This is a genomic window from Muriicola sp. E247 (assembly GCF_041358175.1).
In the GTDB taxonomy this organism is placed as follows: domain Bacteria; phylum Bacteroidota; class Bacteroidia; order Flavobacteriales; family Flavobacteriaceae; genus Muriicola.
The window spans coordinates 106,421-120,659 of the sequence record NZ_JBGKBE010000005.1; the positions used below are offsets into that span (position 1 = coordinate 106,421).

Here is a 14,239-nt window from a genome sequence, read left to right on the forward strand (position 1 = left end):
AACCCTCCTGATGGAGGGTTTTTTTCTCTTTCTATAAAAAGATTTACCAGATTTTCACTCTTTTTTCAGGAGCCAGGTAGAGACTGTCTCCCTCCTGTATATTAAATGCAGAATAAAATTCAGGCACATTTCTCACCACTCCGTTTACCCTGAAATCTGCAGGAGAATGCGGATCTGTATTGATCTGAACACGTACGGCTTCATCTCTGGCTTTTGATCTCCATGCCTGGGCATAACCAATAAATACCCGTTGTTCTCCGGTATAGCCATCCATGACAGGAGCTTCAGCTCCATTGAGTGACATGTTATAGGCTTTTAACGCAATACTCAATCCTCCCAGATCACCGATATTTTCCCCAAGGGTAAATTCGCCGTTAATATTCAGGCCTGGTAACACTTCATAGGAGTTATACTGCTCTACCAGGGCTCCGGTTCGTTTTTTAAACTCTTCCTTGTCCGCATCTGTCCACCAGTTTCTCATCGCCCCATCACCATCGAAGGTACTACCACTATCGTCAAAGCCATGGCCGATCTCATGGCCAATTACCGCCCCAATAGCTCCGTAGTTTACGGCGTCATCGGCGTTTAGATCAAAGAAAGGAGGTTGTAGGATAGCCGCCGGGAATACGATTTCATTTAAAGTGGGGTTGTAATAGGCATTCACCGTCTGAGGAGTCATTCCCCATTCTTCACGATCGATGGGCTGCCCAAGTTTAGTCAATTCACGATTGTACTCATAGAGTTGTGATCGCTGCATATTACCGAACAGATCATCTTCTTTAATCTCAAAATCGTACTCTTTCCATTTATTAGGATATCCGATCTTAGGTGTAAACTTACTTAGCTTGTCGAGGGCTTCCTTTTTAGTTTCATCACTCATCCAATCGAGCTCATTAATACTGGCTTCATACGCCTTCATTAAATTATCCACCAAAGTTTCCATACGTTCTTTAGCTTCCGGTGGAAAGTGTTTCTTTACATAAACCTTCCCTACAACTTCGCCCATGGTACCATTAACTACAGATACTCCACGTCTCCACAAAGGACGTTGTTCCTTGGTACCCCTGAGTTCCTTACTGTAAAATTCCCAGTTTTGCTTGTCCATTTCCTCATTTAATCTGGAGGCATAGGCATCAACAACACCCCATTTAAGGTAGGTCTTCCAGGTATTGAGATCTGTTGAAGTAATAATGTTATCAAGTGCCTTGGTATAATCCAGCATCAATACTCCCAATTTATCCTGTTCGGCCAGACCGGCTTCCCCCAGGAATGCCGTCCAGTTGAACTGAGGCATGATGTTGCTCAGAGTGTCTACAGGGAACATGTTATACAAGGATACCAGGTCTCTGGTTTTCTCTTTTTCCAGGTGCTTTTCAGCCAGAGTAGTTTCCAGATTCATGATGGCAGAAGCCGAAGAGGATGCATCTGGCAGGCCGGCAAGCGTCAGCATTTTTTCTATATGCTCCAGATACTTCGCTTGAATTTCTTTGGATCTTTCATCGTCTTTGAGGTAATACTCTCTGTCTGGCAGTCCCAGTCCCGATTGCCAGGTGTATACTGTATAAATAGTAGGGTTCTTAAAGTCCTGATAAACGAAAAGTGCCAGGGGCACGTTGATTCCCATTTTATTGGCATAAGCGAAATATTCAGCGAGATCATCATAGTCTTCCAAGGCGTCTACCTTGTCAAACTCAGGCTGAAGAGGCGCCGCACCAATTTCGTTTCGTATTTCAAAATCGGTATAGGACTTAAATAGGTCGCCTACCTTCTGTTCGTCCGATCCGGCAGGAAAATCTCCCTCGGAAGACTCCTCGATAATTTTCTTGACGTTATCTTCAGATTCTTCATGCACTATATATCCAACACCATAGCTGGCTTTGTCATCCGGTATGGGTGTGTTTTTTACCCATGTCCCATTGACATAGGCTGTAAAATTATCTCCGGGCTTCACCAGGGTGTCCATGTATTGTGTAAGCACCCCGGAGGTGAGTTCTTTTTCCTCTTTTCCATCTGACTTGCAGGATGTGAAAACAAGAAGGGTTACGGCAAGTATACCGTACATTAATTTTTTGATCATAATGTTTCTATTTAGTTCGTTTTAATTTGACTCCCGGAGACCGGGATTGTTACAACTTAGGTGTTAAAATATGGATTCTCTCATGTTCTAACCGGAAATCAGACATTTACCCGGTGTCTTTCTCTTGCCAACAAGGTATTCTTTAATAACATAGCGATGGTCATAGGGCCCACTCCACCAGGTACAGGGGTAATATAGGAGGCCTTTTCTTTCACCTTCTCAAAGTCGACATCCCCGGTAATATAATATCCCTTTTCTTTCGACTTATCCTCAACCCGGGTAATCCCTACATCAATGACCACCGCACCAGGTTTTACCATGTCTGCTTTCAGGAAATGTGGTACCCCCAGGGCAGAAACTACAATATCTGCCTGCAGGGTTAATTCTTTGATATTTTTTGTACGGCTGTGACAAAGGGTTACCGTAGCATTGGCGGCTTTTCCCTTCTGACTCATCAGAATACTGATGGGTCTTCCCACAATATGACTTCGTCCGATAACCACTGCGTGTTTCCCTTCGGTATCAACTTCATACCTGCGAAGAAGTTCCATGATGCCATAAGGGGTGGCTGAAATAAAAGTTTCCATATCCAGCGCCATTTTCCCAAAATTTGTCGGATGGAATCCATCGACATCCTTATCAGGATGTACGGCCATCAGCACTTTTTCTTCATCGATGTGTTTGGGCAAGGGTAATTGAACTATATACCCGTCAATTTCCGGATCCTCATTGAGGTCATTAACCAAACTCAGCAGGTCTTCTTCACTGGTATCTTCCGGTAAATGTTTTAGGGTAGATTCGAAGCCGATGCGCTTACAGGATCGAACCTTACTTCCAACGTATGTTAAGCTTGCACCGTCATTCCCAACAAGAACTGCGGCAAGATGAGGCACCTTCTCTCCCCTTTCCTTCATCTTTGCAACTTCTGTTGCAATTTCATCCTTGATTTGGTTGGAGATTTTTTTGCCGTCTAATATGACCATGCCTGCCTAGTTATGTTATTCCTGTTGTTTACTATTTGCATATGTTTAAAATGGAGGGTAAACCTTACCCGTCTAGCCCTTGAGACCACCCATCATTTGCATCATTTTCTTCCCTCCCCCACCTTGCATCATTTTCATCATTTTTCCCATCTGGTTGAATTGCTTGAGCAACTGGTTTACCTCCTGCACCGTTCGGCCACTTCCTCTGGCGATTCGTTTTTTCCTGCTTGCATCCAATTTAGAAGGGTTAGACCTTTCATCAGGGGTCATCGAATGAATAATAGCCTCCACATGTTTAAAGGCATCGTCATCTATATCCATCCCTTTAAGCGCTTTTCCTGCGCCGGGAATCATCCCCATAAGGTCTTTCATACTCCCCATTTTCTTGATCTGCTGGATCTGCTTTAGAAAGTCGTCAAAACCAAAGGTATTCTTGGCAATTTTTTTCTGGATCTTTCTCGCTTCCTCTTCATCGAACTGTTCCTGGGCTCTTTCAACAAGGGAAATCACATCTCCCATCCCAAGAATACGGTCGGCCATCCTGTCTGGATGAAAAACGTCCAGGGCATCCATTTTTTCGCCTGTCCCAATGAACTTTATCGGTTTTTCCACAACTGATCGGATGGAAATGGCTGCACCACCTCTGGTATCACCGTCGAGTTTGGTAAGAATCACCCCGTCAAAATTCAGGACATCATTAAAAGCCTTAGCCGTATTTACGGCATCCTGTCCCGTCATGGCATCGACGACAAAAAGTGTTTCCTGGGGTTCAAGAGCATTTCTGATGTTAGAAATCTCTGTCATCATACGCTCATCCACTGCCAGACGCCCCGCGGTATCAATAATGACCACGTTCTGACCATTGGCTTTAGCATGTGCAATCCCTGCCTTGGCTATTGCTACAGGATCAGAATTTTCTTTGTCTGAATAGACCGGCACGCCTATTTGATCTCCAACGACGTGCAATTGGTCAATTGCGGCAGGTCTGTAAACATCACAGGCTACCAGCAAAGGAAATTTGGTCTTCTTTGTTTTGAGAAAATGTGCCAGCTTTCCGGAAAAGGTAGTTTTACCCGATCCCTGCAAACCCGACATCAGAATAATGGATGGATTGCCCGAGAGATCTATCCCTTCGGCATCTCCTCCCATAAGCTGTGTGAGTTCGTCTTTGACGATTTTGACCATCAACTGTCCCGGCTGCAGTGTAGTAAGCACGTTCTGACCGAGGGCTTTTTCTTTTACCTTATTGGTAAACTCCTTGGCGATCTTAAAATTGACGTCAGCATCAAGGAGGGCTCTTCTAACTTCTTTGGTGGTCTCAGCCACATTGATCTCAGTGATCTGCCCATGGCCTTTTAAAACGTGCAGGGCTTTATCTAGTTTCTCACTTAAATTATCGAACATATCCACTTCATCTTTAGAGGAATGCAAATTTAACAATTGGATCGGGATCAGGGAAGTCTGGTGGAGGAAATCTAAAAAGAAAAAGGGCCACTTCGGTTTGAAGCGGCCCTTTTATCAAAATTTGGGGACAAATATGGTGTACTATGGCTTTTCGAAGACTAATACATCATAGCTTGCATTAGCATCATTGTAACTTTTAAGCTCTATTCTGTTGCTCTCCATAGAAACAAAGTCCCAGTCATCTGTCAATTCAGCGAGATCACCTTCCACTCCGGCATTCAGATATACTTTGAGTTTGCCATCGCTGTTGCGAAGTACTCTCCAAACTCCGGCCTGGGTTACCCCGGTCTGTCCGGTAGTGATGCTCATCACATGCTCTGCACCAAATCCAAAGGTATAGGGCATATAGTTCTGAGTTTCATCCACCTCGCCGTCTTTGTACTGCGCAACCATCCATTCTCCACCCATCATCACATTCCTGATCTCAAGGACATCACCATCTGGAGTGTTAGGAGCATCTTCACATACTCTCTGAAGGATCAATTCATAGGCAGTTCCCTCTATATCGAATTTCAAACGATCATTTCTCAGGTCACTTAATAACCATTCAAAATAAATTTCATTCGGATTAGGATCTATCCTGTCGGGATTATTTGGATCCTCGCCAAAAGTAAGGCCCATTACGAGTCGCCCCTGTGTATTGGTAGTAATTTCCCAGGAACCAGTAGAAGTATTAACTCCGTTGCTCAGGGTAACTACACCTTCAGCCATGAACTTAAATTCATATCCAAGCAGACGATCAATTTCCTCACCATTATTCTTCACTTTTTTGATCACCCAGGCACATTCCCTTAATATTTCACGTAAGGTATTGGGGTCTTCGTTGTAAACATCGCATACTGATCTCAGTATGATCCTGTTTCCACCTTCTGCGTACAATTTGATCTTACCGGGTTCTATTTCATATACAAACCACTCCAGGGTGAAGTCGACCAGTACATCAAATTCAAGATTCAACAATACTCCGTGATCCGTAATTCGGGTACTCCATGTTCCGTTAAGAACATTACCTAATCGGTCTTTTACAGTTACAGCTCCGTCTTCAGTGAAGTTCATCAGATACTCGAAGTACTGATCGGTCTGATTAATTGCATCGCGTTGTACTTCGTTGACTAACCATGGACATTCTGTAATAAGATTATTAAATCTTTCCAGGGTAAAATCGTCATCATTATAATCATTATCATCGTCTTCGTCACAAGCTTCCTTAGCATTCTCTATAGCAGCGGCTAATTCGGCATTAGATCTAACGGTAACCTGAGTTCCGTCATACAGTTCGAGGGTAACAGGAAAATCGATACTGATCAGGTCATCGTCATCCAGACCTTTGAAAAATAATCTCAGTTCCCGATCGCTGTTTACTGTAACGCTTCCGGTTTGCTGTTCATTGATATCGAAAGTATACAGGGTAATAGGGTAAACGAAGTCGATACATTCAATATCATCATCATCACCTCCTTCAATACACTCCTCAGCAAGGGCTCGTAGCTCTTCCTTGTTATTGATTACTTCTTCTGAAAAGTCACTGAAGGTAATCGTAATTGGAAAAATTATATCCAATACATCCACATCATCTTCAATAGCGTCAAAAATCTCTTCAATTACATGAAGGTCTTCTCTAGAATCGATGGTGATTTCAATTCCATTTACCTCAACGGTATATGGGAAATTCAGGGCAAAACAGCTGGCTCCATCAACGATATTGTCATAGGAACCGTCATTGGAAGTTGTTTTTTCAATTAAAAGAGCCGTTGATGAGCTGGCCATAATGGTTTGTTGCTCGTCCGGCTGCGGTAGTTCTTCAAACTCTTCCTGACAGGAAGTTACCATCAGTGTTGCCATAAAAAGCAAGGAAAACACTGAATACTTAAAAACATTTTTCATAACGATTTGGATTTTTTGTTGTTCGTACAGACTTATAACACCTCTTTAAGAAAATACCCTACCCCGTTTTTAATTTTTTTTAAAATATCTTTGGCTTACATCTATCAAATAAGAGGGGCACTATATGGATAATGTTTGCGAAGAGCAGGTTTTCAATACAATCTTCAAATCCAATTCTAAAACGATTTTTAATTACATATATTATAAATACGGTAATGAAGAGAAGGCCTACGATGCTGTACAAGAGGCTTTTGTAAAGCTTTGGGAAAACTGCGCCAAGGTGGCACCGGATAAAGCAAAGGCTTTTGTGTATAAAGTGGCCAACAACCTTTACCTTAATGTATTAAAAGCGGAGAAGGTCAGATTAAAGTACGCTGAAAAAGCAACAAAGGACCGTAACCAGGAATCTCCTGAGTTTCTGTTGGAAGAAAAAGAATTCAAGGAGAAACTAGACCGTGCCCTGGACAGCCTTCCGGAAAATCAGCGTACCGTGTTTCTCCTTAACCGGATTGACGGAAAAAAATACGCTGAAATAGCCGAAATGGAAGGGGTTAGCGTAAAGGCTATCGAAAAACGGATGCACCTGGCACTTAAAAGCCTCAGGGAACAGATAGATGGCATATAGGCTGAAAGCAATGTTTATAGGGCTTACAGAAGGAATTAATAAAAAAATATCGATCAACGGTAGGGTTTTTTAAGGTTGGAGTGTTATATAGGAGTAAAGTGCAGAAATCATGCAAGAAAATTACCTGGCCAAATGGCTAAATAACGAATTAAGCGAGGAGGAACTCGCTGTCTTCAAGCAATCTGAGGAATACGCTTCCTATCAAAAGATTGTAGAGGCAAGCAGCACCTTAACTTCGCCTTCTTTTGATATGGATCGTGCTCTGGCCGACATTAAGAAGAAGCAGGGAGTTCGTGAGCCTAAGGTTGTAAAATTACACCCTGCCCGGTATATGATGCGTATTGCTGCCGCCGTTACAGTACTTATTGCAGCAACGGTCTTTTATATTTCCACTTTAGATGAATCCTATACTACTGAATATGCCCAGCGTACAGAAATTGTATTGCCGGATGCGTCCGAAGTAATCCTCAATGCAGGATCGGAACTTTCTTTTAGTGAACGCAATTGGGAAAAAGAACGTAAGTTATCCCTCGATGGAGAAGCTTTCTTCAAAGTTGCCAAAGGAGAGAAATTCACTGTAAATACCCCTATGGGTGACGTTAGTGTGCTTGGTACTCAATTTAATGTGGAAAGCAGGGACGACTTTTTTGAAGTGACTTGTTATGAAGGCCTCGTAAGTGTGAACTTTCAGAACGAAGAGAGAAAGTTAGCTGCCGGCAGCTCATTTCTGGTTATTGGCGGGAAAATTACAGATGTTCAGACAGCTACTGCAACCGAACCTTCATGGGTTAATAATGAAAGTACTTTTAAAAGTATTCCTTTCTCTTATGTTTTGCAGGAATTTGAACGACAGTACAATGTTGAGGTTGAAACCAAAAACGTTGATCTCAATGAACTTTTTACGGGTACATTCAGCAACACAAACATAAATTTGGCGTTACAGAGTATAAGTACTCCTTCTCAAATTAAATTTACTTTAGAGGGGAATAAAGTGCTCTTTTATGCAGATACCGCGCCTTAAAAGATTCCTCTTTTGCATCTTACTGCTTTTTGGTATCCTTGCGAATGCGCAAGACCAGGATACGAGTAAAGTAGGCCTTATCCCCTATCTTCAAAAGTTAGAGTTACAGTTCAACGTGAAGTTCTCCTATGTCGATGAAGACCTGAAGGATCTTAAAGTATTGCCGGTTGAAGACACAGAACTTTCGGCTATTTTACGCACCCTTGAAAAAGAAACTCAACTTCGCTTTAGTAAATTGTCTGATCGGTATTTTTCCATTACCCCCAGTACAACCTTAGACATATGTGGCTTTGTCTATGACAATTATGGCCAAAACAATATCCCCGGAGCAAGCGTTGAAGTGCTGGGCAGTTCCATGGCCGTACTTACAGATATGGATGGAAAGTTTAGCCTCACAAATATTCCCCGGGATGCTCATCTTAGAATCCGGTTTCTTGGCTTTAAACCCCGCTATATAAGTGCTTCAGAACTTGTGAATAATTCAGCCTGCCCTGTTTTCTTACTGGCCCTGAATTATCAGGAACTGGAAGAAGTAATCGTCTATCAGTTTCTAACCACGGGGATTTCCCGTGAAAAAGACGGGAGTATCTTATTAGACATTGAAGATTTTGGTATACTCCCCGGCTTATCAGAACCCGACATCCTGCAGACCATACAGGCCTTGCCCGGGATAAAAAGTATTGATGAAACTGTATCAGACATCAATATCAGGGGTGGAACCAACGACCAGAATCTCATTTTATGGGATGGAATAAAGATGTATCAATCGGGTCACTTTTTCGGTCTTATTTCTGCTTTCAATCCCTATCTGACAGATCAGGTAACGATCATTAAAAACGGCACCAGTCCACAGTACGGAGACGGTGTCAGCGGTATTATCAGTATGGAAACCAAAGACGAGGTGCGGGACGGTATTTTCGGAGGCGGAGGTTTTAATCTCATCAGCGGCGATATGTACGGGCATATTCCTTTATCGAACCGTCTGGCCGTTCAATTTTCGGCCAGAAGGTCGGTAACCGACTTTCTAAATACGCCCACCTACAACCAATTCTTTGAACGGGCATTCCAGGATACTGAAGTAAAAGGAAGCAACGGTACTGATGAGGAGATCGACAGGGAGGAGAACTTTTACTTTTATGATTTTACAGCAAAGGTATTGTACGATATCAACGCCTACCATAAATTGAGGGTCAGTGCCATACAGATCAACAATAATCTGGACTACCTGGAAACCAATCAGGCTACAAACCGGACAAATCAAAGCCTGCTCGACCAGACCAATTTTTCTTTTGGCGGCCGACTCTCCAGTGAGTGGTCTGATCGATTTTCCACACAAATCAATGCCTATTACACTCGATACAACCTCGATGCCCAGAATATTGAAGGCAATGGCCAGCAAACCCTCTTCCAGAACAACAGGGTTCTTGAATCCTCTTTTAAAGCCCTATCGGATTACGAGCTTACTGATGAACTTCTCACAAGGAACGGGTATCAGTTTACCGAAGTAGGAATCACAAACTTTACCGATGTTAGCCAGCCTCCGTTTATGAGTAATGTAAAAGGTGTTATCAGGTCACATGCCCTCTTTAGTGAATTTCAATATAAGTCGGCAGATCAAAAATTTGAATTTCTTGGGGGTGCCCGCCTCAATTATCTGCAAAATCTGGGAACCTTTGAGGAGATTATCCTTGAACCCCGCTTAAATATGAGTTATATGCTCTGGCCGGATTTTCGCCTGGAATTCAGGGGGGAATTCAAGAATCAGACTACAAACCAGATTATCGACCTCGAACAGAATTTTCTGGGAATTGAAAAAAGACGATGGATATTGTCTGATAACGATGAACTGCCCATTACAAAGAGTAAACAAGCTTCTTTGGGAATCAATTATGATAAGAACAGATGGTTTATCGGTTTAGAAGGATTTTACAAAGAGGTAAGCGGCGTCAGCACTGCTACTCAGGGATTTCAGAATGAAGACCAGTTCAATGGTGAGCTCGGGAGTTATACCATCAAAGGGGGCGAATTCCTTGTCAATTACAAGAACAACCGATTTAGTAGTTGGCTGAGTTATGCCTTCAATGATAACACCTATTTTTTTGAGGACATTACCCCAAATGAATTTCCAAATAATCTGGACATCAGGCATACCGCTACCCTGGCAAGCACTTATAACTACAGGAATCTCAAATTGGGGATAGGGTTAAACTACCGAACCGGCAAGCCTTACACAAAACCACAGGAAGGAAATAACTCCATTATCACCACTGTGTTTCCCAATAGGATCAACTATCAGGATCCCAATAGCAGCAGACTCCCCGATTATTTGCGGGCTGATGCATCGCTTATTTATAACTTTAAGATAAGCGAAAAGGTGAAGGCATCGGCAGGAGCTTCGGTTTTGAATATTTTTGGGAAGCGGAATGTATTAAATATATATTACCGGTTGAACGAGCAGAATGAAATCGAAACTGTGGAGAGTATTTCCTTAGGCCTTACTCCTAATGCGAGTTTCAGAGTTAGCTTTTAACCCTGATTAAGGCGGTTCATTACAATGACATGAGGAAAGGTAATCGCCGCAAGGAAATAGATCATAAGGGAGAGAAACAACCCTTGTTTTTCATGAAACAGGAAATACAGAATCCCCAGACCAATCATGGAAATCAGCCAGTAAACAAAAGAAGTTTTCAGGTATTTAAGCAAGGTACTTTTATTGACTTTCCCATAGAGGTAGGTAGTCTGATCCATAAGCGAAGGGATACTATGCCACACTACAAAATAGATGCTGAAGGCCCACAAGAGGGAGGCAGTTTTAAAAACTATCGCAAAAACCAGGAGATAGAATAGCTCCTTCACCATATTTACTTTGACCTCCTTTTTTCTTTGACTCCACAGGTAAATACCCAGAAATCCTCCAAAGGAAGTACATAGGACATAGAGATAATAGGTGGACAGGATTTGTATTCCGGTCACCTGATAAATGATAGAAGATACTTCTTCTGCATTGGTATAAAAAAGAAGAAAAAAGATCACCAAACCGTAACAGCTGTAAAAAATATAGGACAGTGGAGAGGGTTTAACCCTGGCAGACCAGTGTTGTTCCCCGAAATGATAGCTGCTGGCCAGAATAAAAAAGACAAGGGCAAGGGCTGGGACGATTGCAAAAAACACTACTGTCATTGCTATTACAGCCACATAACTGGCCAGAGCTCTGAAGAAAAACATCTTCTTTGATGCGGAGGAAGTCTGTTGTATAAGCTTCAGATCATTAGACCCATGTAAGATTCCAAAAGTAAAAATTAGAAAATAGGCCAAAACCGCCTCTGCTTCAATGTTAAAACTAACAGTGATCCAGAGGAAGAAAAACGTCAGCACGATCATAAAACCGCTGAAAGTGTTAATATTTTGTTGTTTTTTTTCCAAATCGATAAAATACTGGATGTAAATTTATGAAATATTGTTTAATCTTTATTATTTTTATTTAAACAAAATTAACTAATTCTATATCTATGGAAAATTTTTTAGCATCAATTTCACTGGTCTCCAGAATGGCGACCGATGATTATGTAGGGTTTACCTTCTTTGTTGGCTGTATGGCCATGATGGCAGCCTCTGCATTTTTCTTTTTGTCGATGAGTAGTTTTGACAAAAAATGGAGAACTTCAATCCTGGTTTCAGGATTAATTACTTTTATCGCTGCCGTACATTACTGGTACATGAGGGATTACTGGGCAGGATTTGCAGAATCCCCAACTTTCTTCCGCTATGTGGACTGGGTTTTGACTGTTCCACTAATGTGTGTTGAGTTCTTTTTAATACTTAAGGTGGCAGGAGCCAAAAAGTCTCTGATGTGGCGCCTTATCTTTGCCTCTGTAATAATGCTTGTTACCGGATACTTCGGAGAAGCTGTATACAGAGACAGTGCTGCTTTCTGGGGATTAATCTCCGGTCTCGCATACTTCTGGATCGTATATGAGATCTGGTTTGGCGAAGCAAAAAAGCTGGCGGTTCAGGCGGGAGGCTCTGTGTTGAGCGCTCACAAAACACTGTGTTGGTTCGTACTAGTAGGATGGGCTATTTATCCCCTTGGATATATGGCAGGAACTCCGGGATGGTACGATGGGCTCGGTAATATCGGACTCAATATGGACGTGATTTACAACATTGGTGATGCCGTCAATAAAATTGGATTCGGACTTGTAATCTACGGCCTTGCTGTAGCACAGAGTAAAGAAAAATAATTTTCCTGATCAATTATAGAAAAGACCGCTCTCGAGCGGTCTTTTTTATTACATCCTATCCGGAACCTGAATTCCCAGCAGTGCAAATCCTCTCTTTATCACCACGGCTACTTCTGCAGAGAGTAATACCCTGAAATCTCTGATCGCTTCTTCTTCCTCTCCCAGAATTGATACCTGCTGGTAAAATGAATTAAATTCCTTCACCAGATCGTAAATATAATTGGCAATAAGAGCCGGACTGAACTGCTCCGCAGCAGCCTGTATAACACCTGCAAAAAGTTGCAGCAATTTGATCAGTTCCTTTTCCTTCGGATGCAATTCTTCAATAGTTTTTGTTGAAGTATTTCTTTTAAATGATTGATCAAAATTAGCCTTTCTTAGAATAGATTGTATTCGGGCGTATGTATACTGAATAAACGGACCTGTATTTCCCTGGAAATCGACAGATTCCTCAGGGTTGAACAATATCCTCTTTTTGGGATCCACCTTCAAGATATAGTATTTTAACGCTCCTAAACCTATGATCCTGTACAACCCCTGTTTTTCTTTTTCTGTATAAGCATCAAGTTTTCCTAATTCCTCTGAGATCGCCTCTGCAGTTTGTGCCATATCCCTGATCAGGTCGTCAGCATCAACTACAGTGCCTTCCCTGCTCTTCATTTTCCCACTGGGCAGGTCAACCATCCCATAACTGAGATGATAAAGATGATCTGCCCAATTATAGCCCAGCTTCTTTAGAATCAGGAATAAGACCTTAAAATGGTAATCCTGCTCATTCCCTACAGTATAAACCATCCCGCTGATATCGGGAAAATCTTTTACCCTTTGTATGGCAGTACCGATATCCTGTGTCATGTAGACCGCCGTACCATCGGATCGCAATACGATCTTTTCGTCAAGACCTTCATCAGTGAGGTCGATCCAGACACTCCCATCTTCCTTTTTAAAAAATACGCCTCTATTGAGGCCATCCTCTACCACATCTTTCCCCAATAAATAGGTGTTACTTTCATAATACAACTTGTCAAAATCGACTCCCAGATTGGCATAGGTTTCTTCAAATCCCTTATACACCCACGAATTCATGGTTTCCCATAAGGCCACCACATCCTGATTACCTGCCTCCCACTGGCGAAGCATTTCCTGGGCTTCAAGAAGAATCGGTGCCTTTTGTTCAGCTTCCTCCCTGCTCTTACCTTCACTGACCAACTGCTCTATTTCCTTTTTATAGGCCTTGTCAAAGGCAACGTAGTAATTCCCAACCAATTTATCTCCCTTCAGGCCAGTAGACTCAGGTGTTTCACCCTTACCAAAACGCTTCCAGGCCAGCATACTCTTGCATATGTGAATCCCACGATCGTTGATGATTTGAGTCTTGTACACCTTGTTCCCGGAAGCCTTCAGAATTTCCGCTACTGAATATCCCAAAAGATTATTGCGGATATGGCCCAAATGCAACGGCTTGTTCGTATTTGGTGAAGAGTATTCTACCATTACAGCCCCTTCTCTCTTTTCCTCCGCAATTCCGAAGTTCTCCTCTCCTAGAATCGTATTGAACTCTCTGAGGTAATACGCATCGGAGAAAGTGAGGTTCAAAAATCCCTTAATGACATTAAATCCTGAAACTTCGGCAACCTTATCCAATAAATAGTCTCCTATGGCCGTACCTATCTTTTCGGGATTTCCTTTGACAAAACGGAGCATGGGAAAAATTACCAGGGTTATGTCACCCTCAAAATCCTTCCTTGTGGGTTGAACTTCAACCGAAGGTAAGTCCACTTCGTAAAGCTTGTTAACCGCTTCTTTTACCTTTGAGACAAGTTGCTGCTCCATAGTTTTTAAATGACCTGCTTTAAAGATGCAAAACTACGTATTTTTTAAGCTTTTATACCTTTTCAAATCGGTATTCCCCAATGTTTTCGGTAACTTTATGCAGCTAATGAA

At 42.2% G+C, this 14,239-nt stretch carries 10 protein-coding genes; 4 read left to right on the forward strand and 6 right to left on the reverse strand.

Features of this window, described 5'->3' with window-relative positions; genetic code table 11:
- Window positions 1-43: 43 nt before the first annotated feature.
- The 4 genes from ACA086_RS09225 to ACA086_RS09240 all read right to left on the reverse strand — a co-directional run bounded on the left by ACA086_RS09225 (window position 44) and on the right by ACA086_RS09240 (window position 6,408).
- Window positions 44-2,077, reverse strand: a complete 2,034-nt coding sequence (locus tag ACA086_RS09225) for a M13 family metallopeptidase (protein WP_371003028.1) — start codon at window positions 2,075-2,077, stop codon at window positions 44-46.
- A 98-nt stretch (window positions 2,078-2,175) separates the two neighbouring features.
- Window positions 2,176-3,060 carry a bifunctional methylenetetrahydrofolate dehydrogenase/methenyltetrahydrofolate cyclohydrolase FolD gene (gene folD, locus ACA086_RS09230; RefSeq protein ID WP_371003029.1) on the reverse strand — a complete coding sequence of 295 codons (885 nt, stop codon included), beginning with the start codon at window positions 3,058-3,060 and terminating at the stop codon, window positions 2,176-2,178.
- Window positions 3,061-3,132: 72 nt separating this feature from the next.
- Window positions 3,133-4,464, reverse strand: a complete 1,332-nt coding sequence (gene ffh / locus ACA086_RS09235) for a signal recognition particle protein (protein WP_371003118.1) — start codon at window positions 4,462-4,464, stop codon at window positions 3,133-3,135.
- 141 nt (window positions 4,465-4,605) lie between these two features.
- A complete protein-coding gene (locus tag ACA086_RS09240; RefSeq protein WP_371003030.1) occupies window positions 4,606-6,408 on the reverse strand; it encodes a hypothetical protein in 1,803 nt (600 codons plus the stop codon).
- Window positions 6,409-6,532: 124 nt separating this feature from the next.
- Here ACA086_RS09240 and ACA086_RS09245 point away from each other — a divergent pair, with 124 nt between their 5' ends.
- From ACA086_RS09245 to ACA086_RS09255, 3 genes are all read left to right on the forward strand, one after another.
- Window positions 6,533-7,033 (forward strand): RNA polymerase sigma factor, encoded by a 501-nt coding sequence (locus ACA086_RS09245; RefSeq protein ID WP_371003031.1) that lies wholly within the window; start codon window positions 6,533-6,535, stop codon window positions 7,031-7,033.
- Window positions 7,034-7,142: 109 nt separating this feature from the next.
- Window positions 7,143-8,054, forward strand: a complete 912-nt coding sequence (locus tag ACA086_RS09250; protein WP_371003032.1) for a FecR family protein — start codon at window positions 7,143-7,145, stop codon at window positions 8,052-8,054.
- Window positions 8,035-10,584, forward strand: a complete 2,550-nt coding sequence (locus tag ACA086_RS09255) for a carboxypeptidase-like regulatory domain-containing protein (RefSeq protein WP_371003033.1) — start codon at window positions 8,035-8,037, stop codon at window positions 10,582-10,584. Before ACA086_RS09250 ends, ACA086_RS09255 begins: the two co-directional genes overlap by 20 nt.
- Here the strand turns inward: ACA086_RS09255 and ACA086_RS09260 are convergent.
- Complete coding sequence (locus ACA086_RS09260) at window positions 10,581-11,435, reverse strand: Brp/Blh family beta-carotene 15,15'-dioxygenase (RefSeq protein ID WP_371003034.1); 855 nt, start codon at window positions 11,433-11,435, stop codon at window positions 10,581-10,583. The two genes, ACA086_RS09255 and ACA086_RS09260, sit on opposite strands and share 4 nt — an antisense overlap.
- Window positions 11,436-11,563: 128 nt before the next feature.
- Between ACA086_RS09260 and ACA086_RS09265 the strand changes: the two genes are divergently transcribed.
- Window positions 11,564-12,295 carry a bacteriorhodopsin-like gene (locus ACA086_RS09265; RefSeq protein WP_371003035.1) on the forward strand — a complete coding sequence of 244 codons (732 nt, stop codon included), beginning with the start codon at window positions 11,564-11,566 and terminating at the stop codon, window positions 12,293-12,295.
- A gap of 48 nt (window positions 12,296-12,343) precedes the next feature.
- Here ACA086_RS09265 and argS read toward each other — a convergent pair whose 3' ends face one another.
- Window positions 12,344-14,128, reverse strand: a complete 1,785-nt coding sequence (gene argS / locus ACA086_RS09270; RefSeq protein ID WP_371003036.1) for an arginine--tRNA ligase — start codon at window positions 14,126-14,128, stop codon at window positions 12,344-12,346.
- Window positions 14,129-14,239: the final 111 nt, after the last annotated feature.